Below are 24,155 nucleotides of genomic sequence, written 5' to 3'. Positions count from 1 at the left end.
TTCAGGCCGCGTCCTCGCTGCTGCTGCTACCACCGTCACCGCCACCCGCGTCTTCCATCACCGCGAGCAACTCCGCCACCTGTTCGTCCGACAGCTGGTCCATGTTCTCCAGCAACTTCTCCGCTTCCGCCGCGGACACCTTCTGCTTCGCGGCGGGCGTGGCCACCGGCTGCGCGGTCACCAGCGGCTGCGTGGGCGTGGCGCCCTCCACGGAGTAGCCCAGCCGTTCAATCACCGCGTGGGTGGAGGCGTCGAAGGGGCGGGGCCACTTGATGCGCTTCCAGGACTCGCCCATCTTCTTCTCGATGCCCTGGTGCTGGAGGATGTTCGGGTCGCCCAGGCCGCCCATCATGCGGTCCTTCTTGCCGTCGTACGGCTGGACCATGCGCTCGTCGAACTCGAGCCCCAGGAACTCGGCCACGCCGGTCATGACCTTCGTGGGGTCCGCGACCAGGTCCTCGTAGCGCACCCAGTGGCAGCGCTCGCGGCCGATGCCGTCGAAGAAGTTGAGCAGGTTCCGGTTGGACAGGGCCCACACGGTCTCCGCCACCACGTAGGGGTCTACGTCCGCGTCGCCGAAGAGGCCGGCGGCGAAGAGGCGGTCGAAGCGCATCCGGAGGATGGACTCCATCACCGGGAGCGGGTGGCGGTAGAGGTAGATGTACTTGTTGCCCTCGAACATCCGCTCCGCGCGCTCCAGCGTCTCCACGTCCATGGCGTACGTGGGCGTCTTGTCCACGAGCAGCCGGGGCGAGGACTTCTCCTGGAGGCGGCGGTAGACGTCCTGCGCGGACACGTCATCCGCGACCAGCCGGTCCACCAGCGCTGCGCCCGCGGGCGAGTCCAGCTTCTCCAGCTCCATGAGCGCCCACTGCAGGCCGCCCGTGGTCCACTCCATCTCGCTGCCGAAGCCGATGTTCTCGCGCCACTCTCGCATGCCCTCGAAGAAGAGCAGGTTCACTTCAGGCGGGCAGAACAGCCGCGGGTGTCCCGCGAGCATCACGCGGAACAGCGTGGAGCCCGCGCGCGGGCTGGAGTGCACGAACACCATGGGCGGGTTCTTCTTCGCCGTGTTGGTGCGCTGCATGCCGGACGTCTGCGCGCGATAGGGCTTGAGCGGATACGCGGACAGCGGCTTGTTCTCCGCGAAGCGCTGCGGGTCCTGCAGGCGGTCCATCTCCACCAGCAGGTACTTGGACAGCTCCGGGATGGACGGGTGCGCCTGCACCTCGTGCGGGTAGAGCTGGAACTTGAAGTCCTGCCGCAGGTCGTATTCCAGCTCCGCGCCCAGCGCGTGCAGGTCGTAGCCCTTGAGGCTGCCGTCGGCGGGCAGCTTGTCCAGCGGGATGCGCAGGCCTTCCGAGATGTGGTGGCGCAGGTACTCGGTGAGCAGGGCAGGACGCTCGGTGGGGAACGCGGTGCGCAGGCGCTCCGCGATGGGCTTCTCCGTGGAGGCCGCGCGCTTGCCCAGCTCCTGCTCCACGCGCCCGGCGACGCCCGCGACGGTGGGCGTCTCGAAGAGGCCGCGCAGCGACAGGTCCACCTTCAGCACCGCGTGGATGTGGTTGCGCAGCTGCGTGGCCAGCAGCGAGTGGCCGCCCAGCTCGAAGAAGTTGTCGTTGATGCCGATGCCGCCGATTCCCAGCACCTGCTCCCAGATGCCCGCGACGGTCTTCTCCAGCTCCGTGCGAGGCGCGGCGTAGGGCGTGAGGATGGAGGGCCGCGCGTGCTTGTTGCCCTTCGCCGCGTCCTTCTTGCCCTTCTCCGTCTTCGCGGCACGAGGCCCCTGACGGCGGCGCGCGGCCAGGTCACCGGTGGAGACAGCCAGCCGGCCGCTCTCACCATGCGACAGCGCGCGGCGCAGCGCCTCCAGGCCTTCGGCGGGCTGGATGGCGAACTGGGCCAGCGTGGGGGACAGCTCCGCCATGGCCTGCGCGTCCGCGAACTGCCACGCGTCCCAGTCCACGCTCAGCCACGGGTACGCGAAGCCCTCCGTGCGCGCTTCGGCGAACGCGTCCATGAAGGCGCTGGCGGAGGCCTGCGCCACCTGGCCCAGGCCGCCCAGCACGGACGACAGCGACGACACGAGGAGGCAGAACGCGGGGCCTTCCTTCGGGAGCACCTCTTCCAGCACCCGCACGCCGTGCACCTGCGGGCGGAAGTGCCAGGCGCACTCGTCCGGGCCCGTCTCCGCGATGGTGCCCAGCGTGGCGCCCTGCATGCCGCCCGCCGCGTGGATGACGCCGTCGATGCGGCCGAAGCGCGCCACCGCCGCGTCCACCACGCCGCGCATGGACTCCACTTCGGTGAGGGACGCCGGCAGCACCAGCATCTCCACGCCCGTGCGCTCCAGGGCCAGCGCGCGCTGGATGCGGCGGGACACCGCGTCCTCCACGCCGTGCTTCTCCACCCACGCCGTCCACTGACCGCGGCTGGGGAAGTCCGCCGTCTCCACCAAAGTCAGCTTCGCGTGGTGCACCGTGGCCAGCTCGGATGCCAGCGCATGGCCGATGCCGGTGAGACCGTCGGTGATGAGGTACGCGCCGCCGTCGCGCAGCACCTCCGCGCCGGCCGCCTCCAGGCGCACGGGCTCGAAGGTCTGCACCCAGCGCTGGCGGCCACGCAGGGCCACCACCGCGTCACGCGGTTCGGCGCGCAGCTCCGCGGTCAGCCGGTCCGCCACCGCGCTTGCGTCGCCGGGCACCACGTCCACGAAGCGGCACGCGAGGTTCGGGTACTCCTGCGGCAGCACGCGCGAGGGGCCCACCAGCAGGGACTGCTCCGGCAGCTGCGCGTCCGCCTGCTCCACGCGGGCGGAGCGGCTGGTCACCACGGACCAGGTGAGCGGCTCGATGTGGCCCGTGTCGCCCAGGGCGCGGGCGAGGAACAGCTGGCTGTGGAAGCCCAGGTCCAGCGACTTCTCCTGGGACACAGGCTCGCGCGACAGGCTCCACAGGTGCACCACGTTGGAGAACGCGCGGCCCTGCTTCTTCAGCGCCTCCAGCACCGCGCAGAAGTCCTCGCGGCGCGCCGGGTCCACCGTGAACGTGCCGTCCGGACGCTGCTCGAAGCGCGCGCCGGGGACGACGCGGAAGACGTCTCCATCCAGCTTCGGCGCCAGGGCCTCCGCCACGCCGGTGTCGTCCGCGAGCACCAGCCAGCCCGCGCCCGCCGCGTCCTTCGCCTTGGGCAGCGGGGACAGCTTCCACGACGGCGCGTAGAACCAGTCCGCCACGTCCGAGCGCTTCGCCAGCGACGCGGGCGCGTCCGTACGGGCCCCGCCGCCCAGCGGCTTCGCGTCGATCCAGTAGCGCTCGCGCTGGAAGGGGTAGGTGGGCAGCGGCACGCGGCGGCGCTGCTCATTGGCCGCGAAGCCCTTCCAGTCCACCGTCACGCCGCCCAGCCACAGCCGGCCCAGCGCGCCCAGGAGCACCTGGAGGTCCGGCGCCTGCTCGCGCGGGTGACGCGTGGAGGAGATGAGTACGCGCGCTTCCGCGCCCGGCTGCTGCTTCGCCAGCGTGGTGAGCACCGTGCCGGGGCCCACCTCCAGCAGGGCCGCCTGCGGCCACTTGCGCGACAGCTCCTGGAGTCCCACGGAGAAGCGCACGGCCTGACGCAGGTGCGTGGCCCAGTAGCCCGGGTCCGTCGCCTGCGCGGCTTCAATCCAGGTGCCCGTCACGTTGGACAGGAAGGGCAGGGTGGGCGCGTTGAGCTTCACCTGGCGCACGCGCTCGGTGAAGGGCGCGAGGATGGGGTCCATCATCGCGGAGTGGAACGCGTGCGACGTGTGCAGCCGCGACACCTCCACGCCCTGCGCCTCCAGCTTCGCCTGGAGCGCGTCCACCGCGTCGGTGGGACCGGCCACGACGGTGAAGCCCGGCGCGTTCACCGCCGCCACGCTGACGTTCGCGGGGAGGTGCGGCTTGAGCGCGGACTCGTCCAGCTTCGCGGACAGCATGGCGCCCGAGGGCAGCCCCTGCATCAGCTTGCCGCGCGCGGCCACCAGCGCCAGCGCGTCATCCAGGCTGAACACGCCCGCGAGGCACGCGGCCACGTACTCACCGATGCTGTGCCCCAGCATCGCGGAGGGCTTCACGCCCCAGGCCATCCACAGCTTCGCCAGCGCGTACTCCACGGCGAAGAGCGCGGGCTGCGTCAGTTCCGTGCGCGTCAGCGCCTGCGTCGCCGCTTCCGCCTTGGATGCATCCGGGAAGAGGACCGTGCGCAGGTCCAGGCCCAGGTGCGGCGTCAGCTTGTCCGCGCACGCGTCCAGGTGCCGCTTGAAGGTCGGCTCGGACGCGTACAGGTCGCGCGCCATGCCCACGTACTGCGAGCCCTGGCCGGGGAACAGGAACGCAACCGGCCGCTCGTGCACGTCCGGCGTGTTCGTCCACTGGCGGGGGCTGCCCTCCACCTCCAGCGCGGCGAGCGCGTCGTCGCGGTCACGGCACACCAGCACGCGCCGCTTCGCCATGGCCTGACGGCCCGTCTGGAGCGTGAAGGCCACGTCCGCCAGCGCCTGCGCGGGGTGCGCCTTGAGGTGCGCGGCCAGGTTCTGCGTCGCGGCATCCAGCGCCGCGTCGCTCTTCGCGGACAGCACCAGGAGCTGCGCGGGCCGGGACGCGCCGGACGCGGGAAGGACAGGCGCCTCTTCCAACACGATGTGCGCGTTCGTGCCGCCCACGCCGAAGGAGCTCACGCCCGCGCGGCGCGGATGCTTGGGGTTCGCCTGCCAGTCGGTGAGCTTCGTGTTGACGAAGAACGGGCCGCCCGCGAACGGAATCTCCGGGTTCACCTCCGTCACGTGGAGGCTGGGCGGAATCTGCCGCTGCTCCAGCGTCAGCACTGCCTTGATGAGGCTGGACACGCCGGCCGCGTTTGCCAGGTGACCGATGTTGCTCTTGAGCGAGCCCACCGGAATCCTGGGCGGGTTCGCCTTCGCCGCCGCCGAGCGGAACTTGAACGCCTTGTTGAGTGCACGCACCTCGATGGGGTCACCCATCTTCGTGCCGGTACCGTGCGCTTCCAGGTAGCCGATGGTCTCCGGCGCCACGCCCGCCGCGCCCAGGGCCTCGGTGATGACGGTGGCCTGGCCTTCCACGCTGGGGGCGGTGAAGCCCACCTTCAGCGCGCCGTCGTTGTTGATGGCGCTGCCCTTGATGATGGCGTGGATGTGGTCGCCGTCTTCAATGGCGTCCGCCAGCCGCTTGAGCACCACCACGCCCACGCCGCTGCCGAACACCGTGCCCTCCGCCTTCGCGTCGAACGCGCGGCAGTGGCCGTCCGGGGACACGATGCCGCCGGGCACGAAGGGGTAGCCCTCCGGGTGCTTCACGTGCACGGACACGCCGCCGGCCAGCGCCAGGTCGCACTCTTCATTCAAGAGGCTCTGGCAGGCCGCGTGCGTGGCCACGAGCGACGTGGAGCACGCGCTGGTGATGGAGTAGCTGGGGCCGCGCAGGTTGAGCTTGTACGCGACGCGGGTGGCCAGGAAGTCGCCGCCGTTGTTCACGTCGATCTGCACCTGGTCCATGCCGCTCAACTGGTCGAAGTTGGGGACCAGGTGGAACACCAGGTACGTGTTGGTGGCCGCGCCCGCGAATACGCCGATGGAGCCGTCGAAGCCCTCCGGCGTGTGGCCCGCCTTTTCCAGCGCCTCCCACGCGCACTCCAGGAAGACGCGCTGCTGCGGGTCCATCAGCTCCGCCTCGCGGGGCGTGAAGCCGAAGAAGCCCGCGTCGAACAGCTCCATGCCGGCGAGCGCGGCGCTGGCCTTCACGTGGCGCGGGTCCTTGCGAAGGACCGGGTCCACGCCCAGCTTCTCCAGCTCCGCGTCGGGGACGGGCTGGATGGACTCCACGCCGTCGCGCAGGTTCTTCCAGAAGGAGTCCAGGTCGGGAGCGCCGGGGAAACGTCCGGCCATGCCGACGATGGCGATGGCCTGCGCGTCGATGTTCGATTCAGCGGACATGGGGTGTGCTCGGGCGGCGAAAGGTGGGAGAGGGGACGGCTACTCCTCGTCGGAGGCGCTGTCTCCCCGGCGGTTGGTGCGGCGCGCGCGGCGGCGCTCCCCGCGGCTGAGCGCCTCGGTCTCCTCGGGCGCGGCTTCCGTGTCCTCGGTGCCGCTGGCGGCCTTGAGCAGCCTGGCCAGCGCCCCCACGGTGGGGCCTTCGTAGAGGGTGACGGCCGGCAGCGCGACGCCGAACTGCTCGCGCACGCGGGCAATCAGCTTCACGCCGACGAGCGAGTTGCCACCCAGCTCGAAGAAGTTGTCGTGCACGCCGACCTGGTCGATGCCCAGCGTCGTCTGCCAGAGGCGGGCAATCTTCTCCTCCAGCTCGTCGCGAGGCGGCACGTAGGCGTTCTGGAGCGCGGGCCGGGGCGTGGTGCCCAGGGACGAACCCGCCTCCTGCTTCGCCTCCGCCTGCTCCTGCGCGGCGGCCGGCTGGGCCCACTTGCGCGCGCGGGCGCGCAGGTTGCTCGTGGACACGGCCACGTGCGACACGGCGCCCAACTGGAAGAGCTGCTCGAAGGCGTCCTCGCCCTCCGCCGCCGTGATGGCCAGCGCGCCGAACGGGCTCTGCGCGCCGCCCGCGCGGGACTCGTACTGCCACGCGTCCCAGCCCACGCTCATCCACGGCACCGGCGACGTCTGCGCCTGCTTCGTGGCGAACGCGTCCATGAAGGACGTGGCCGCCGAGTACGACGCGAGCCCCAGACCGCCCAGCACCGCCGCCAGCGACGACGACAGCACGCAGAAGTCCAGCGCGCGTCCGCGCACGGCCTCCTCCAGCGCGTACAGCCCGCGCACGCGGCCGTGGAAGGTGTCGCGCACGTCCTCGGGCCGGGTGTCCGGGATGGCGCGGAAGAGCGCCTGGCCCACGTCACCCGCCGCGAACACCACGCCGTGCAGGGCGCCGAAGTGAGTCAGCGCCACGTCCACGGTCTCCTTCACCTGGACCTTGTTGCCCGCGTCCACGGACACGGTGTGCACCTGGGCGCCCAGCGCCTCCAGCTCCCGCACCTGACGGATGCGGCGGGAGACGGCGTCGTCCTCGCCATGGGCGGACAGGTGCGCGTCCCACTGCGAGCGCTCCGGCAGCGCCGTGCGGCCCGCGAGCACCAGCTTCGCCTTCGTCCGCTTCGCCAGCGACTTCGCATGGGAGAAGCCCAGCGTGCCGTAGCCGCCGATGAGCAGGTACACGCCCCCGTCGCGCAGCGGCAGTTGGGCAGTGCGCGGCGCGTCCGCCGGCACGTGCTCGAAGTGCTGGACCCAGCGAGCCCCGCCCCGGTACGCGATGACGGTCTCCAGCTTGGACGGCGTGGCGGCCTCGGACAGCAGGGCCTCCACCAGCGCCGTCTCCTGCCAGCTGCCGGACGGCGGCAGGCGCACGTCCACGGCCTTCGCGGACAGGTGGCCGTACTCCTGCGGGATGACGCGCACCGGGCCCAGCACCGTGGCCAGCTCCGGGTTCGGCGCCTCGTCGCCCAGCGCCTGCATGCGGTTCGTCACGGCGACCAGCGACACGGGCCGGGTGCCCGGCTGACGGCCCAGGGCCTGCGCCAGGGACAACAGCCCCAGGAAGCCCTTGCCCAGCGCGGACTCGAAGTCCGCCTCGCCGTGCGCGTCACCCAGGCCCAGCGTGCCCAGGTGCAGCACGTGGTCCGGGGCGCGCCCCTGCGCGGTGAGCGCCTCCAGCACCGTGGCCTCGCCGCCAAGCGCGAGCGACCAGTGGTGCTCGTCGTGCTTCGCGGTGACGGCGGCCGGGGTGATGCGCACCACGTCCTGGCCGGCCTCACCCAGCTTGAGCGCGAGCCGCGCGCCCACGCCTTCGTTGGCGTCGTCCGGGAGCAGCAGCCACCAGGTGGCCTTCTTCTCGCTCCAGGTGCCCTGCGGCGACGGCAGCGCGCGCTGCCACGACGGCAGGTAGAACCAGCGGGCCACGGGCTGCTTCTGATCCGCGGACGCCCACTCGGCGCGCTCGCCGTCGGCGGCGGTCTCCTTGCGCGGGTCCACCCAGTGGCGCTGACGCTCGAAGGGGGACGTGGGCAGCGCGATGCGGCGGCGCTTCTCTCCGCCACGGAACGCGTCCCAGTCCGCCTCCACGCCCTCCAGCCACAGCCGGCCCAGCGTGGCCAGTACGTGGTCCAGGTCCGCGACCTGCTCCTTCGGGTGGCGCAGCGAGTTGATCAGCGCGTGCTTCGCGCCCTTGTCCGGATGCTGCCGCGCAAGCGTGACGAGCGTGTTGCCCGGGCCCACCTCCAGCAGGATGGCGTCGGACTCCTTGAGCAGCTCGCCCACGCCGTCCGCGAAGCGCACCGCGCCGCGCAGGTGCTTCGCCCAGTAGTCGGGGCTCGTGGCCTGTTCGGCGGTCACCCAGGTGCCGCTGACGTTGGACAGGTAGGGCTTCGTCGGCGCCTTCCGGGCCACCTTGCGCACCGCCTCGCGGAAGGAGTCCAGGATGGGGTCCATCATCGCGGAGTGGAACGCGTGCGACGTGTGCAGCCGCGAGGACGCCAGACCCTGGAGCTTCAGCGTCTCCACGAACGCGTCCACCAGCGGCGTGGGGCCGGCGACCACGCACGTGGCCAGGCTGTTCACCGCCGCCACGGACAGGCCCTCCGGCAGCATGGGCGTGACGTGCTCTTCCGGCAGGGACACCGCGAGCATGGAGCCCGCGGGCAGCGACTGCATCAGGCGGCCACGCGCGGCCACCAGCGCCAGCGCGTCGTCCAGCGTGAACACGCCCGCGAGGCACGCGGCCACGTACTCACCGATGCTGTGGCCCACCATCGCGTGCGGCGTCACGCCCCACGACTCCCAGAGCTTCGCCAGCGCGTACTCGATGACGAACAGCGCGGGCTGGGTGAGGCCGGTCTGCTTGAGGCGCTCCGACGCCAGCTCGCGCGACTCCGCGGCCGGGTACAGCACCGTGCGCAGGTCCAGGCCCAGGTGCGGCTTGAGCTTCTCCGCGCAGGTGTCCACCTGGGCGCGGAAGGCGCTCTCCGTCTCGTAGAGCTCGCGGCCCATGTCCACGTACTGCGAGCCCTGGCCGGAGAACATGAACATCACCGGACGGCCACTGTTCTCCGCGCTGCCTGAGAAGACGCGGCCCGGGGTGCGCTCCGCCAGCGCGGAGGCCAGCTCCGCCGTGGTGCGCGCCACCACCGCACGGCGCTTGCCGAAGCGCTTGCGGCCCAGTTGGAGCGTGTGCGCCACGTCCGCCAGGTCCACGTTGGGGTTCTCGCGCAGGTGCGCGGCCAGCCGGTCGGTGGCGACCTCCAGCGAGTTCTCCGTGCGCGCTGACAGCAGCACCACCTGCGCGGGCAGGCGGGCCTTGTCGGTGGCGGGCAGCTCCGGCGCCTCCTCCAGGATGGCGTGCGCGTTGGTACCGCCCATGCCCAGCGACGTGACGCCCGCGCGGCGCGGCGTCTCACCGCGAGGGAAGTCGCGCAGCTCCGTGTTCACGTAGAACGGGCTGTTGGGGAAGTCGCAAGCCGGGTTGGGCTTCTTGAAGTTGAGGCTGGGCGGAATCACCTTGTGGTGCAGCGTGAGGGCCGCCTTGATGAAGCCCACCGCGCCCGCCGCCGAGTCCAGGTGGCCGATGTTGCTCTTCACCGAGCCCAGCGCGCAGAAGTTCTTCTTGTCCGTGCCCTGGCGGAAGGCCTGCGTGAGCGCCGCGACCTCAATCGGATCACCGACCTTGGTCGCCGTGCCGTGCGCCTCCACGTAGCCGATGGAGTCCGGATCCACGCCCGCGACGGCCTGCGCCAGCGCGATGACCTCCGCCTGACCCGCGACGGCCGGCGCCATGTAGCTGACCTTCTGCGAGCCGTCGTTGTTCACCGCCGAGCCGCGCACCACCGCGTAGACGGTGTCACCGTCCTTGAGCGCGTCCGACAGGCGCTTGAGCGCGACCACCGCCGCGCCGTGGCCGGCGACGAAGCCCGCGGCCTCCTCGTCGAAGGTGTGGCAGTGGCCGTCCGGCGCCGTGGTGCCACCCTCGTGGTACAGGTAGCCCGCCTTCTCCGGGAAGTGGATGGACACGCCACCGGCCAGGGCCATGTCGCACTCGAACGACAGCAGGCTCTGGCAGGCGTAGTGGATGCACGTGAGCGACGTGGAGGACGAGGACTGGACCGTGACGGCAGGGCCCTTCAGGTCCATCCGGTACGCCACTTCCGTGGTGAGGCTGTCCTTGTCGTTGCCGATGGACGCCTGGAGGCTCTCCACCGACGCGACGTGCGCCAGGTGCGAGTACAGGTTGGAGAGCAGGTACGTGTTCATGCTCATGCCGCCGAACACGCCCACGCGGCCGGGCTGGCGCTCCGGGCTGTAGCCGGCGGCCTCCATCGCCTCCCACGCGCACTCCAGGAAGACGCGGTGCTGCGGGTCCATCAGCGCGGCCTCGCGGGGGTTCATCCCGAAGAAGGCCGCGTCGAACTGATCCGTGTCGCCCAGCGTGCCGCGGGCCTTCACGTAGTTGGGCGCGCGGACCATCGCGGGGTCGGCGCCCTCCGCGATGAGCTCCTCATCGGTGAAGAACGTGATGCTCTCCACGCCGCCGGTGAGGTTCTTCCAGAACTCGGCGATGGTCTTCGCGCCGGGAAGGCGCCCGCCCAGGCCGATGACCGCGATGCCATCCACTTCGGGGGTGTCAGTGCTCATGGAGCCGTCCTTCGAAACCTGGGGTGTGCCTGAAAGTCTTTGGTTACTTGCCACGGCCGCGCGCCTGCTGACGCCGCGCCTGGGCGGCCCGGCGGCGCTCCGCCTCGTCCTTGATCTTCTGGGAGGCGGCGCCCGAGTCCTCGCCCTTGTTCGCCAGGTGCTGGGCCAGCGCGCTCACCGTGGTGAACTTGAACATGTCCACCAGCGCGAGCTCCGCGCCCAGCTCCTCCTTCAGCCGCCGGTGGGCCTGCGCGATGAGCAGCGAGTTGCCACCCAGCTCGAAGAAGTTGTCGTTGAGGCCGACGCGCTCCACCTTGAGCACCGCCGCCCAGATGGCCGCCACGCTGCGCTCCACCGCGCTCTGCGGCTGGGCGTAGGCGACGCCGGAAGCGAGGCGAGCCCCTTCCGGCGCGGGCAGCGCCTTCGCGTCCACCTTGCCGTTGGGCGACAGGGGCAGCGCGGACAGCGGCACGTACGCGGACGGCAGCATGTACGGCGGCAGCCCTTCCGCGAGGAACGTGTTCAGGTCGGAGTGCGTGGGCGCGGGCTCGCCCAGCACCACGTAGGCCACCAGGCGCTTGTCGCCGGGCGAGTCCTCGCGCGCCATCAGGAACGCGTCCTTCACGGCCGGGTGGCGGCGCACGGCGGCCTCCACCTCACCCAGCTCGATGCGGAAGCCGCGGATCTTCACCTGATCATCCGCGCGGGACAGGAACGTGAGCACGCCGTCCGGCAGCCACCGCGCGCGGTCGCCCGTGCGGTACAGGCGCTCGCCCTTGTCGGAGCCGAACGGGTTCGCGACGAAGCGCTCCGTGGTCAGCTCCGGCCGCTTCCAGTACCCGCGCGCCACGCCCAGGCCGCCCACGTACAGCTCACCGGCGACGCCCACGGGCAGCAGGTTGCGCTCCGCGTCCAGCACGTACACGTCCGTGTTGATGACGGGCCGGCCAATGGGCACCCACGCGTGTCCCTGCAGGTCCTCCACCGCCATGCGGTGGTAGGTGGAGCACACGGTGGTCTCCGTGAGGCCGTAGCCGTTCACCACCGGCACCGTGGCGAGCAGCTTCTCCACGTCGCTGGCCACCAGCGCCTCGCCGCCGGAGAGCACCAGCTTGAGCGGCGGCAGTTGCTCCAGGCGCGCGTTGAGCCCGGCGATGACCGCGGGCACCGTGCTCACGATGGTGACGGTGTGGCGGGTGATGAGCTGGTACAGCTTCTCCTGGTCGAGGATCTCATCCTCGGTGGGCAGCACCAGCGCGCCGCCCGTGCACAGGAGCGGGAGGATTTCGCCCACGAAGCTGGCGGAGGCCACCGACGTGAGCGGCAGCATCCGGTCCGTCGCGGTGGGCGCGTAGGACTCCACGAAGGAGCGCACCAGGTTCGCCAGGCCGCCGTGCTCCAGCATCACGCCCTTGGGCTGGCCGGTGGAGCCGGAGGTGTAGACGAGGCACGCCAGGTCCCCGGCCGCCACCGTCGCGGCGGGGGCGGAGGACAGCGCGCCGTCCAGCGGCTGGTCCACGAACAGCGTGCGCGCGGACATGCCGGAGGGCAGCGTGCGCTGGAGCCAGGACTGGGTGATGAGGACCGGCGCCTGCGTGTCGCCCAGGATGAAGGCCACGCGCTCGGAGGGATATGCCGGGTCGATGGGCACGTACGCCGCGCCCGCGGCCATCACGGCCAGCACGGACACCAGCGTCTCCACCGAGCGCTCCAGGCAGATGCCGACGATGTCGCCCGGCTTCACGCCCGCGCCGCGCAGCCACGCGGCGAGCTGCCCCGCGCGAGCGTCCAGCTCACGGTAGTTGAGCTGCGCGTCCTTGAAGAGGACCGCGACGTTGTCCGGCGTGCGAGCCACCTGCGCCGCGAAGAGCGCGGGCAGCATGTCCGCCTGCGTGAGCGGCACGCGCGGACCCTTCCAGGTCTCCAGCAGCTGCTGCTGTTCGGCCTGCGTGAGCAGCGGCAGCCCCGCGAGCGCGCGGCCCGGCTGGGCGGCGATGCCGGACAGCAGCGTGGCCAGGTGCCCGGCCATGCGCTCGATGGTGCCGGCCTCGAAGAGGTCGGTGTTGTACTCGAAGGAGGCCACCAACTCGCCGTCCGCCTCGCCCATGGTGAGCGTGAGGTCGAACTGCGCGCCGCCATGCGACAGCAGCAGCGATTCAATCGGCAGGCCCGCCACGGTGGACTTCGCGCCCGGGATGTCCAGGGCGAAGGGCGTGAGGCCGCGCTCGTCCAGCTTGGAGGCGCGCTGGTAGACGAACATCACCTGGAACAACGGCGAGCGGCTCTGGTCACGCACCGGCTGCAGCCGGTCCACCAGCGCGCTGAAGGGGTAGTCCTGGTGCTCCAGCGCACCCAGCATCGTCTGGCGCGTCTGGGCCAGGTAGTCCGTGAAGGACAGCGAGGGGGACGGCCGCGTGCGCACCACCAGCGGGTTGACGAAGTAGCCGGTGATGCCCGCCAGCTCCGCGCGTCCGCGGCCCGCGCTCACCACGCCCAGCGTGAAGTCCTGCTGGCCGGTGTAGCGGTGCAGCAGCACCTGGAACGCCGTCTGGAGCACCATGTTCGGCGTGGCGCCGTTGTCGCGCGCCAGCGTCTTCACCGCGCTCGCGACGTTCGCGTCCAGCCGGGTGGTGTGGACGCGGCCGTTGAAGGTCTGCACCGGGGGCCGCGGGTGGTCCGTGGGCAGGTCCAGCACCTGCAGCGTGCCGGACAGCTGCTCGCGCCAGTACTTCTCCAGCGCCTGGCCACGAGCACCGGCGAGCATCTCCGACTGCCAGCGCGCGTAGTCCGCGTAGGTGCGCGCGGGCTGCGCCAGCGTGGGCCGCTTGCCCAGCTTGAGCGCCGGGTAGAGCGCGTCCAGCTCCTCCGCCATCACCGCCAGCGACCAGAAGTCGGTGACGATGTGGTGCATGGCGATGAGCAGCGCGTGGTCCTCCGCGGACCGCGACACCAGCCGCACGCGCAGGAGCGGACCCTTCTCCAGGTCGAACGGGCGGCGGGCCTCGGCGGACAGGTGCTCCGCGACCTGCTCGTCGCTCCAGCCCTTCGCGTCCGTGGTGGTGAAGTCCAGCGGCAGCTCCGCGTGCACGCGCTGCACGGGGCCGGTGGCCGCCATGACGAACGTGGTGCGCAGGGCAGGGTGGCGGGCCACCAGCGCCTCGAAGGCGCCCTTCAGCGCGTTCGCGTCCAGCCCCGCGCGCACGCGCACCGCGACGGGCACGTGGTAGGCCGCGCTCTCCGGCGCGAGCTGGTGCATGAACCACAGCGCCTGCTGTCCACCGGACAGGGGCGCGTCACCGGTGGCGGACGAGGCGGCCACCGCGCTGGAGGACTGCTGGGACGGGGGCGCCGACATCAGCGTCACCACGACCTCCGCAAGCTTCGACAGCGACACGCCCTGGAGCACGTCCGACAGCGGCAGGTCGATGCCCAGCCCCGCGTCCACCGCGCTCTTGAAGTCCACCGCCATCAGCGAATCCACGCCGTAGGCATGCAGCGGCTTCTGCACGTCCACCTGCGCGGTGGGCAGCCGCAGCACCTGCGCGGCCTGCTCCTGGAGGAACACCGCCACCATGGCCCGGCGCGCGGTGACGTCCGTCACCACCGCCAGCATCTTCTGCAGCATGCTGGTGTCCGGGCCCACCGGCGCGGGCGCGGCGGCGGCTTCCGGAGCGGCGGTCTTCACGGCCTCGGGCACCTGCGTGGGAGCGGCGGCGATGACGCTCTTGTGCAGCGCCTCCAGCGTGTCCGCGACGTACTCCGCGCGGGTGGCGAAGCGCTGGATCTTGCCGCTGGACGTCTTCGGGATGGCGCCCGGCCCCAGCAGCACCACGCCCTGGGCCTGCAGGTCGTGTCCGGCCGCGACGGCCTGCCGGATGCCCTGCGCCAGCGCGTCCAGGTCCACGCCGTCGCGCTCCACCGCGCGGCGGTCCACCTCCGTCACGACGATCAGGCGCTCCTCGTCGTCCTGCTCGATGGAGAACGCCGCCGTGCAACCGGGGCGGATGGCGGGGTGGGCGGACTCCACCGTGCGCTCGATGTCCTGCGGGTAGTGGTTGCGCCCGCGGATGATGATCAGGTCCTTCAGTCGGCCGGTGACGAACAGCTCGCCGTCCGCGAGGAAACCCAGGTCGCCCGTGCGCAGGAACGGCGTCGGATCACCCGTGCCGGCCAGCGGCTGCTGGAAGGTGGTCCGCGTCTGCTCATCGCGGCCCCAGTAGCCCTGCGCGATGCTGGGTCCAGCGACGCGAATCTCGCCCACCTGGCCCGCGGCCAGCGGCGCGCCCGTCTCCGGATGCGCGATGACCAGGCGCTGATCCGTGAGGTTGCGGCCGGAGCCCACCAGCGTCTGGGCGCCGGGGCTCGCCGCCTCCTTCGCCACCACGCGGTTGTCCTTCAGCGCGCCCCCGTCCACGGTGCGCTGCACCGGCAGCTCGCGCTTGTCACCGCCAGAGGCGATGAGCGTGCCCTCCGCCAGGCCGTAGCAGGGATAGATGGCCTCCGAGCGGAACCCCTGCGGTCCGAACGCCTCCGCGAAGCGCCGGAGCGTGTCCGGCATGATGGGCTCCGCGCCGTTGAAGGCCAGGTCCCAGTGGCTCAGGTCCAGCTTCGCGCGCTCCTCCGGCGTGCTCTTGCGCACGCACAGGTCGAACGCGAAGTTCGGCCCGCCGCTCGTGGTGGCCTTGTACCGGGAGATGGCCTCCAGCCAGCGCATGGGGCGCTTGAGGAAGTCCACCGGCGAGAACAGCGTCACCGGGAAGCCGCCGTACAGCGGCTGCAGGATGCCGCCGATGAGGCCCATGTCGTGGTACGGCGGCAGCCAGATGACGCCCTGGCTCTGCGTGGAGTGACCGAAGCACGAGTGGATCAGCTTCGAGTTGTGCAGCAGGTTGCCGTGCGTCAGCACCACGCCCTTGGGCGACGACGTGGAGCCGGACGTGTACTGGAGGAACACCCGCGTGTCCGTGGCCACGCCGGGGTCCTTCCACCCTTCGGCGACCTCCGCGTCCAGCGTGTCCGTGGCGATCCAGTGCAGCTCCCGCAGCTCCGGCGCCTGCTCGAAGAGCATCTCCCCCATGCCGTAGATGAAGTCGGTGGTGAGGGCGATGGTGGCCTGCGCGTCCTGGCTGATGGCCAATAGGCGCGGCAGCGTGCGCGCCAGGCGCATGGGGTCCGGCGGATAGATGGGGACCGCGATCACGCCCGCGTACAGACAGCCGAAGAACCCGGCGATGTAGTCCAGCCCGGGCGGGTACAGCAGCAGCGCCCGCTGTCCCTGGGCTCCGCGCGCCTGGAGCGCCGCCGCGATCGCGCGAGCCTTCTGATCCAGCTCCGCGTACGTCAGGTGCGCTTCGTCCGTTTCCCCGTCCAGCAGGAACGTAAATCCGCGACGGTCGCCCTGGGTGCTTGCGCGAACGCGAAGCAATTCAACCAGGGTGGAAAACGCAAACTCAGGGACCGGGGAAGAACCGGGCGTGGTTCCAGTGGGCATTGACGCGACTCCTGCGAGGCGGGGGTGTTTCCGTGCACTGAGAGCACGGAGACGCGGATTCAGGGGCCGGGGGGCTGCTGTCTCCCGGCAAGACAGGGATTCAAGAGGTCAGTCGCAATCAGCACCCGCCGTGAAGGGGCGTTGTCTCGCGCATGTATCGCCTGGCGCGGGCGCGAGCAATCCCCCCCACCCACATTGGAGCCTTGCCGGCCGGTGGGCACGGCGGAGAGCTCGTGAATCAGGAGCGGAGCAGGGTGCGAATTTCATGGTGACGGAATTCGGAGAGCGTCTGGGCCGCCCGTCACTTCATCGCGCGAATGGAGGAACATTCAAATGACCCCCAAGGTCGGAAACCCGGGGACCTCCCCTGTTCGCGGGATAGTGCGCGCGGTGTCCGTGTAAACGTGACACATCGGATCATGCGACGGGAACACGCGGAGTGTATGGGTCCGCCTCCCCGCGAGCGTCTGGCCTCGGTGGGATCGCCCGGCGGCTGTCTGTGTCTGGGAATTGCCAGTGAAAATGGGATTCCTTGAATTCGTCTGATGAGTGTTTGAGGAGGATACGGGGTGGGTCCGACATGGCCCTGCGCGGTTTTGCCGCACGGGGGGAGCACTGCGCGCGTGGTAGACGCCGCCCGGGAGTGTGAGAGCCATGCCGGGATGGAGTCGGGACGTGACGCGGTGGACGTGGAAGGCGCTGCTCTTGTGTGGAGCGTTGGGGTGTTCCGCGGAGCCGGAAATGGCGGTGGTGTTGGACGCGGGCGTGGTGGATCCAGGCCCCGACAGCCTGCCCTGTGACGTGCAGGCCGTGATCGCGGAGCGTTGCGCGTACTGCCACACCACGCCCGCGAAGGCGTACGCGCCCATGGCGCTGCTGGCGCGCTCCGACTTCCAGCGGGCCTCGATGGTGGACGCCCAGAGCAGCATGGGGCAGCGCAGCCTGACGCGGATGAAGGACGCGCAGTCTCCGATGCCGCCGGCCTCCGAGCCGCCGATGCCGGAAGCGGAGCGGGCGTTGCTCATGGGGTGGCTGGAGTCGGGGATGCCGGCGGGGACCTGCGGCAGCCTGCCCGCTGGTCCCGCGCCCACGACGTGCGCGAGCGGGAGCATCTGGTCCGAGGCAAGCGGCACCGGGGCCTACATGGCGCCCGGCATCGCCTGCCGGAGCTGCCACCTGGAGCAGGCGCCCTCCGTGGCGTACTTCTTCACGGGCACGGTGTTCCCGACGCTCCACGAGGCGGACGGGTGTGATCCGCGGCTGCAGGAGCCGTCGAACGTGAAGGTGGAGATCCTGGACCTGGAGGATCAGGTGCGGCTCACGCTGGTGCCGAACTCCGCGGGCAACTTCATGTCCACCACGCTCCAGCCGTCCTTCCCGATGCCGTACCGGGCGCGGCTGGTGGGGCCGGATGGCACGTCGCGGATGATGGCCACGCCGCAGAGCAACGGGGACTGCAACAGCTGTCACACCGAGCAGGGCGCCCAGAACGCTCCGGGGCGCATCGCGCTGCCGTGAGGATGCCCGGTGCGGGCGCTGCGACAAATGACCGCAGCGTTCGTGCCACGGGAGGCTGATATCCGGAATGTTCCTTTCTTCCCGGAGTCACCCGATGAAGTCTTCCCTGGGGCCGCTGTGTGTTGTCGCGGGTTCGCTGCTGTCCTCATCCGCCTTCGCGCACGCGGCGGTGGCGGGTGCCACGCCTCCCTATGCCGGGGCGACCTTCGAGGCTGACATCACGGTGAGCCACGGCTGTGACGGCGCGGACACGTACAAGATGCGGGTCCAGATTCCGGAGGGCGTCACGAACGTGCGCCCGGTGGACTCCGTGTTCGGCACGGCCGAGGTGGAGAAGGATGCCTCCGGCAACGTGACGGCGGTGACGTGGACGAAGCCCACGGGCAACGTGAAGGCGGCGGACACGCACTTCTTCCACCTGGGGCTGCGCATGAAGCTGCCCTCGAAGCCGTTCACCACGCTGTTCTTCCCCACGACGCAGACGTGCAGCACGCAGGGCGGCGCGCTGACGGTGGTGGAGTGGACGGGCACCGCGGGCGGTGAGCACAACCACGATGGGGACGCGGGCACGGGGGCTTCGGAGAACCCGGCACCGTCGCTCTACCTGATGCCCTCTCGGTTGCCGGGCTGGAACCAGTACACGGTGGAGGAGCATGTGCATGACCTGACCGTGTTCAAGGACGCGCTCATTGTCTGGTCTGGCACGCAGGCGTACAGCTTCAACCCCGTCACGCAGGCGCTCATCGAGAAGGAGTCTGGTGTCACCGCGCTCACGCAGATCCATCCGGGCACGGTCATCTGGGTGAAGTACTAGGAGCGACCATGCGCCACTGGATCTTCGTGTTGTGCGTCGGTGTTCTCGCCGGCTGTTCGGACAAGCCCTCGCCGCCGCCCACGGGGCAGAGCGATGCGGGCACCATCGTGGAGGACGCGGGTACGGCCTCTGGTGTCGAGCGGCCGGGGGCGCTGGAGCGTCCTCCGCTGGAGCGGTTGCCGGACGACCTCAAGCCGCCCGCTCAGTAGCGGGCGTGGCGTTCGGCGACGCGGTAGAGCTGGGTGAGGGAGTGGTCCAACAGCGCCTGCGTGGACCGCATGTAGCGGTGCGCGCGGGCGAAGGGCAGCCACACGCGGTCACCGACTCGGACCTGGGCTTCCATCCATTGCTTGCGTGGGAGCCATTGTCCGCCCAGGTGTTTGACCAGCACTTCGCCCAGGTAGGCACCCACGGCGGGGACGGCGATGGCATCGATGTTGTGCCGCTCGAAGGTGTCCGGGAAGGTCTCCTTCCAGAAGTGGACGTCGATGTCCGTCAGGGATTCGGGGGACCCCTTGAACACGGAGGGCACCGGCGTGTGGAGCAGCGCCACGAGGCGTTCCGCGAAGTATGCGTACTGATCGAGGGCGGCTTTCGGGTCGGCCACGTCTGAAGGCAGGGCGGCGTCCAGGGGGAGCCATTCGTCTGGCTCTGGAGGGACGTAGGCGTTGAGCTCCGCGATGCGCCGCTGGCGCTGGGCCAGGGATGAGTATTCGGGGAGGCGTGAGAGCAGCGCGGCGACGTCCGGAGCGAAGCGGGGTTCGACGGGGGCGAGGGTCGCGCTTCGTTCGCGGAGGATGGCCATCACCGTGTTGAAGTCGAGGTCCGGCCGAAGGTGGACCCATGCGCGGGCCTGGGCGACTCGGGCGGCTTCGCTGGCGAAGTCCGCGGCGGTGGGCCAGGTGACGAGGAGGATGGATCCGTCCGGGAGTTCTTCGACGCGGTGGGCGGGCGTGGAGCGCATGCGCTCGCGGCCGACGGTGTCCACGAGCTTCGCGCCGAAGACGTTGAGCCAGCAGACTTCGTAGACCTTATCGAAGCCGTCCCGGAAGGTCGTCTCGTTGTCCCGGCCAAAAGAGGGGAAGTCCGCCAGTTCCTTGTCGGCCAGGCTGTGGGCCGAGGCGTGAGTGACGGGATAGTGGATGGCCCATGCACGGACCATCTCCACGAACGCCTGGCAGCGGGCTTCCTCCGCGAATAGGTCAATCGGGTTGACGTCGATCCATATGCGAAGGCTCGGAGGAAGAGGTGGAAAGCGAAGCAGAATCTCCATGTCCAGCTTGGGCCCCGTCGTGCGGTGGAGTCCGACGGAGGTAGTTCGCTCTTCTCGTGATTCTGTCAGGGCCTTCACGACCGCCGTGCGTGTGTAACGCTGCCGCCGTTTCCCCTGGGTGATGTCCGGCATCCATGGACCCGCACCTGACTCAAGCGCGGTGAGCAGCGGCGCCAATTCACCTGTGTGAGCCGCGAGTGTGTCGCAGGCTCCATTGAACGAGAGCAGCAGGTTGTCGTCTGTCACTGAATTACGACCTCCACGCCAGCGACGTTGCTGAGGACGGACTCCAACGCGCCTTTGAGCGTGCTTCCCTTGGCGGGTTTCAATCTGCCACCTTCATAGACAAGGCGAACCCTCTGGATTCGCACCGTTCCTTCGAGTCCTTGCCGACGGATGTTCACGGTCTCGCCGTAATACTGGACCGCTCCACGCGCGTCCGCCTTCATTTGAGCTGTCAGCTCGCCCAAGCTCAGCAGATGCAAGTCGCGGCTCTTGAAGCTGAAGGTCTCCGTGCGTGGCGGTTGGCCTGACGGTGGCTTCGTTTCGATGACCAGCACGTCCGCGAAGCGCAGATCCACTTTCGTCATGCCCACGTGCGTTTCGATGCGGGGCTGATCGAAGTCCTTGAGCCACCGACGCTGCGCTCGGGGCAGTGCTGCATCCGCGCGGAGTTGGGCGACCATGGCCCGCTCGAACATCAGCCCGCGGATGAACTGCCCGCGCAGCTCCAGGTAGCCCTCCCATCGCAGGGGACCCTTGGCGGGCGCGCCCTGCTCCAACTCCGCGAGCCGGGCCTCGCGATAGCTCGCGTACTCGGTCCAGAGGGGGTGACCTTCGGCGCTCCGCGGTGCATCCCGCTCCGGTGGATGCTCTTTCAGGAAGGACACATCGCGGGACAGCCGTGGTCCCGTGGCCTCCCATTCCACCTGGGCGAGCCGTGCCTCCAGGACTTCCGGTGGCACTCCCGCGAAGTCCTTCGACAGCGCGGCGGCGTCTCCACTTCTGCCGGTACTCTTCTGTGCGGCGCCCGGGCGTTCACGGCTTGCCTCCGCCAGCAGGGCCTGGGCCTTTGCTGGATTGCCTCGGGCCTCGTACAGCGCCAGCGCTCCGGCTTCTCCCCACTCGGCGGCGAGGAGGGCGCTCTCCCGGCTCGCTCGGAGCTGACGCAGCAGCTCCCGCGTGGCGTTCACCCCAAACTGGTCCTCCAGCCGCTCCACCGCCGCCTTGAGTGCCTCCAGGTCGAAGGTGGGCTGTTCTCTTCGCAGGGCCCGTGCGCCCTTGCCTCCCGCGTACAGCGCGACCATGAACGCGGCGGGTGCCAGCTCTCGCGTGGCCTGTTCGTATCGGCCCTTCGCCAGGGACGTTGCTCCCTGGGCCGTTCCTGCGACCAGATGGAAGAAGCCCATCGGGACGCCGAACGTCAGGTGATCGAAGCCACCCCTCACCACGTTGCCCGGTGAGAAGTGCCCTGCCATCAGGGCCCTCTCCACCGCGTCGAGCGCTTCCTGATAGGGCGGCGGCAATTGCGCACGCTTCGCGGAGAACTCCACATAGCGGGCCCCCGCGCTCACGTCGGTGCTGGACAGCGCATCCCGCCCCGCGCGCCCCAAACCCCGCAGGACGTCACCGGCCTGCTCTTCCCGCTCCGGATACGTCGTGACCTTCAGACCCCTGCGCAGCAACTCCTCGCGCACGGTGGGCATGCCGCCCAGGGTCTCCCCGAGCTGCTTGTCGCGGGCCAGGCGCTGGACCAGTTCGCGCAGTTCGTCATCGAAGGTGGCGTGGAGGATGAAGAGGGCGAACACCTCCGCGCGTGGTGCGCCATACTTCTCGACCGCGCTGACGAGGAACGCGGCGCGCTTGTGCTGAAGGATGCCGGAGGCCTTCGCATCCAACGGCCCCAACGCCCCCAGCCGGACGGCATCCCAATCATCAAGGGACTCCACCAGCCAGGCCATGTCCACGCCGCGCTGCATGGCCACGAAGGCCGCGGGCGAGGCACAGGCCAGGAAGGGCGCGAGGCGCAGTTCGCTTCGGTCCAGATCGGGCCAGCCAGGCGGCAGAGGCCGACTGCCACAGGACCCTCCCTTGTCGTCACGAGACTCAGCGGAAGCCTTCCGGACTCCTCCAGCCCAGGGGCGCCATGCTGCGCGCGCAGCCGGAGTGCCGTAGCTCCAGGTGCCTCCGAGTGACGGTGACGATGCACAGCCCGCGATGAGCAGGGCCATGCAGGCCAGCACCGCCCACCGCCGCACGGTGGAGCCCACGAGGAATCGCCATGGCTGAATCACAGCCGATGACGATACCGGCTCACGGCACGGTGGCGGGATCCGCGAAGCGCGGGTCGGTCAGGAACGCAGTGTCCGTGAGCGACTCCAGGAACGCGATGACGTCCGCCTTCTCCTCGGGCGTCAGCTCGAAGCCGCGCACGAAGGCGCTCTGCAGGGGGCTCGGCTGTCCGCCGTTCGCCGCCCGTGCTCGGCCTCCCGCCGCGTAGTGGTCCAACACGTCGGAGAGCGTCTCCACGCTGCCGTCGTGCATGTACGGCCCGGTGACGGCTACGTTGCGCAGCGACGGCGCTTTGAAGCGCCCCATGTCATCCGGACGGAACGTGATTTCGAAGAGGCCTGTGTCCCCAGCGGGATACGCGCCCTGGCCGTCTTCGTTGTAGAGCCCCGTGTTGTGGTACGGCAGCACCGGCTCCTTCGTCGCCTCGTGCACGGTCGCGTCCTGGAAGTTGAAGCCGGAGTGGCAGTGGTCGCACTCCAGGCGCTCGGACAGGAACAGCTGCAAGCCCCGCTTCGCCGCGGGACTCAGCGCGTCCACCTCCTTGCCGTACAGATAGCGGTCATACGGCGACGTGCCGGAGATGAGCGAACGCTCGAACGCGGACAACGCCCGCGTCAGCGTGGCCAGCGACACCGGCGTGGCCTCGTTCGGGAATGCCTCCGCGAAACGGGCCGTCAGGTCCGGATCCGCGCGCAGCCGCTCCAGCAACACGTCCTGTTGATCCGCGAAGCCCAGCTCCACCGGCTCCCGCCCGAACAGCGGCACCAGCGCCTGGGCCTCCAGCGTGGTGAGCGCGGAGTTGGCCCAGGTGAGGCTGGTCGCGTACGCCACGTTCGCCAGCCCTTGTCCGTTGCGACGGTGCGCCTGTCCCGTGCTGCCCACGGCGTGCACTCGCCCGTCCGTGAAGGCCCGGGCCTGCTCGTGGCAGGAGCCACAGGACTGCGTGCCGTTCAACGACAAGCGCTTGTCGTAGAAGAGGCGCCGGCCCAGCTGGACCTTCGCCTCCGACATGGGGTTGTCCTCCGGCACGCGCGGCTTGGGGAAGCCCGCTGGCAGCTTCCAGTCGTAGGGCACGGGCTCCTCGGTCGGACCCGAGGGATCCGCGCAGCCCGCGCCCAGCAACGCCACCGTCGCCAGGGCCTTCCACGCCTGTCCTTGTCGTCGTGCCACGTCGGACGTCCTTCCTGCTACTCGGCCCGGATGAAGGTCTGCGCGGCCGGGTTCGCCGCCTGGCCGCCGAAGGCCAGCCCCAGGGGCTGGAAGAGGGCACCGCAGTCCGTGTCGGTGGGGGACGACATGCAGCCCGCGGCCGTGCTGGGCGCGTTCACGTCCAGGTTGGCGCCCGCGAAGAGCGTGCCCAGGTCCATCACCACCTTGTTCTTCGTCACGTCGAAGCCGTCCAGGTGGAACTCCGGACGGTTGTTGTTCGCGCACCCGGCGGTGCCCTGCGTCTGGCCCTCGGGCGGCGGCGCGCAGGCCGTGCTGCCCAGGTGCAGGACGTGCTGGGGAAGGCCCTGCGTGCGGCCTTCGATGCGCGTGAAGATGAAGCCGCTCTGCCAGCTCCAGTGCAGGCCCGTATCATCCATCGGCGCACCGAGCGTCGTGGGGTCGCCGTGGTTCACGTCCTCCGGCACGCCCACCGTGAAGCGCAGGCCCGTGTAGTCACCCTGGGGCGCCGTGCCCTTGATGGACGCGTTCATCGCCGCCGTGCCTTGCGTGCACAGCCCGTCCTTGTTCGCGAAGTCCAGCAGCACCACGCCCGAGTGCTGCCACGTGCCGTCCTCGGTCAGCGTCACGGGCACCTCCTTCCCGTCCCGCGTCACCAGCCGCACGTTGTGGACATACACGCGGAAGTCCATGGGCTCGTAGGTCGTCCCCGTCGTCCCGACGTTCGTGTACGTCTTGCCGCACTCGAAGGCCTCCGTGCCCACGCGGGCGACGACAGGCAGGTTCACCGTCAGCAGCTCGGGCGTCTGGGGTTCGTCGTCCCCACAGCCGAGCGCGCCCACGAGGGCCAGCGGAAGGAGGATGCGGGAGCGGAGCAGGGAGCGCATGGGAATCATCCTTGGAAGGTGCCCCCGTCTAACGCACTGGCTGG

General features: G+C 70.2%; 10 protein-coding genes. 3 read left to right on the top strand and 7 right to left on the bottom strand.

The genetic code is table 11. From position 1 onward, the window contains the following. Position 1: 1 nt before the first annotated feature. From GTZ93_RS25150 to GTZ93_RS25140, 3 genes are read right to left on the bottom strand one after another with little or no spacing between them, the layout of a single operon-like run. Positions 2-5,971, bottom strand: a complete 5,970-nt coding sequence (locus tag GTZ93_RS25150) for a type I polyketide synthase (RefSeq protein ID WP_139917694.1) — start codon at positions 5,969-5,971, stop codon at positions 2-4. A gap of 39 nt (positions 5,972-6,010) precedes the next feature. After that, the gene (locus tag GTZ93_RS25145; protein ID WP_139917692.1) at positions 6,011-10,669 is read right to left on the bottom strand and encodes a type I polyketide synthase; all 4,659 of its coding nucleotides are present in this window, start codon (positions 10,667-10,669) and stop codon (positions 6,011-6,013) included. A 43-nt stretch (positions 10,670-10,712) separates the two neighbouring features. Further along, a complete protein-coding gene (locus GTZ93_RS25140; protein ID WP_161663039.1) occupies positions 10,713-16,094 on the bottom strand; it encodes a non-ribosomal peptide synthetase in 5,382 nt (1,793 codons plus the stop codon). A gap of 741 nt (positions 16,095-16,835) precedes the next feature. On the opposite strand from GTZ93_RS25140, the gene GTZ93_RS25135 reads away from it, so the two are divergent. From GTZ93_RS25135 to GTZ93_RS25125, 3 genes are all read left to right on the top strand, one after another. Continuing rightward, positions 16,836-17,678: a hypothetical protein gene (locus GTZ93_RS25135; protein WP_161663038.1), complete on the top strand. Its 843-nt coding sequence runs from the start codon at positions 16,836-16,838 to the stop codon at positions 17,676-17,678. Positions 17,679-17,772: 94 nt separating this feature from the next. Continuing rightward, the gene (locus GTZ93_RS25130; RefSeq protein WP_139917686.1) at positions 17,773-18,492 is read left to right on the top strand and encodes a YcnI family copper-binding membrane protein; all 720 of its coding nucleotides are present in this window, start codon (positions 17,773-17,775) and stop codon (positions 18,490-18,492) included. An 8-nt stretch (positions 18,493-18,500) separates the two neighbouring features. Next, entirely contained in the window at positions 18,501-18,701 is a 201-nt protein-coding gene (locus GTZ93_RS25125) for a putative periplasmic lipoprotein (protein ID WP_121777057.1), read from the top strand. Here the strand turns inward: GTZ93_RS25125 and GTZ93_RS25120 are convergent. The 4 genes from GTZ93_RS25120 to GTZ93_RS25105 form a co-directional block, all read right to left on the bottom strand. Next, positions 18,695-19,654, bottom strand: a complete 960-nt coding sequence (locus tag GTZ93_RS25120) for a hypothetical protein (RefSeq protein ID WP_306464186.1) — start codon at positions 19,652-19,654, stop codon at positions 18,695-18,697. The genes GTZ93_RS25125 and GTZ93_RS25120 overlap by 7 nt on opposite strands. Before the next feature lie 353 nt (positions 19,655-20,007). After that, the gene (locus GTZ93_RS25115; protein ID WP_261778862.1) at positions 20,008-21,744 is read right to left on the bottom strand and encodes a hypothetical protein; all 1,737 of its coding nucleotides are present in this window, start codon (positions 21,742-21,744) and stop codon (positions 20,008-20,010) included. 334 nt (positions 21,745-22,078) lie between these two features. Next, positions 22,079-23,227: a methanobactin export MATE transporter MbnM gene (locus GTZ93_RS25110; RefSeq protein WP_139923446.1), complete on the bottom strand. Its 1,149-nt coding sequence runs from the start codon at positions 23,225-23,227 to the stop codon at positions 22,079-22,081. Positions 23,228-23,244: 17 nt separating this feature from the next. Next, the gene (locus GTZ93_RS25105) at positions 23,245-24,111 is read right to left on the bottom strand and encodes an MbnP family copper-binding protein (protein ID WP_139923444.1); all 867 of its coding nucleotides are present in this window, start codon (positions 24,109-24,111) and stop codon (positions 23,245-23,247) included. Between the last annotated feature and the right edge of the window lie 44 nt (positions 24,112-24,155).

It is taken from the genome of Corallococcus exiguus (genome assembly GCF_009909105.1).
GTDB lineage: Bacteria > Myxococcota > Myxococcia > Myxococcales > Myxococcaceae > Corallococcus > Corallococcus exiguus.
The sequence above is the reverse complement of the archived record's forward strand: the minus strand, read 5'-3'. Positions and strand labels throughout refer to the sequence as shown.

Coding starts and splice junctions, on each gene's coding strand:
- GTZ93_RS25150 (WP_139917694.1), bottom strand. CDS start 5,971: ATGTCCGCTGAATCGAACATCGACGCGCAGGCCATCGCCATCGTCGGC.
- GTZ93_RS25145 (WP_139917692.1), bottom strand. CDS start 10,669: ATGAGCACTGACACCCCCGAAGTGGATGGCATCGCGGTCATCGGCCTG.
- GTZ93_RS25130 (WP_139917686.1), top strand. CDS start 17,773: ATGAAGTCTTCCCTGGGGCCGCTGTGTGTTGTCGCGGGTTCGCTGCTG.
- GTZ93_RS25125 (WP_121777057.1), top strand. CDS start 18,501: ATGCGCCACTGGATCTTCGTGTTGTGCGTCGGTGTTCTCGCCGGCTGT.
- GTZ93_RS25120 (WP_306464186.1), bottom strand. CDS start 19,654: ATGGTCCGTGCATGGGCCATCCACTATCCCGTCACTCACGCCTCGGCC.
- GTZ93_RS25115 (WP_261778862.1), bottom strand. CDS start 21,744: ATGCAGCGCGGCGTGGACATGGCCTGGCTGGTGGAGTCCCTTGATGAT.
- GTZ93_RS25105 (WP_139923444.1), bottom strand. CDS start 24,111: ATGCGCTCCCTGCTCCGCTCCCGCATCCTCCTTCCGCTGGCCCTCGTG.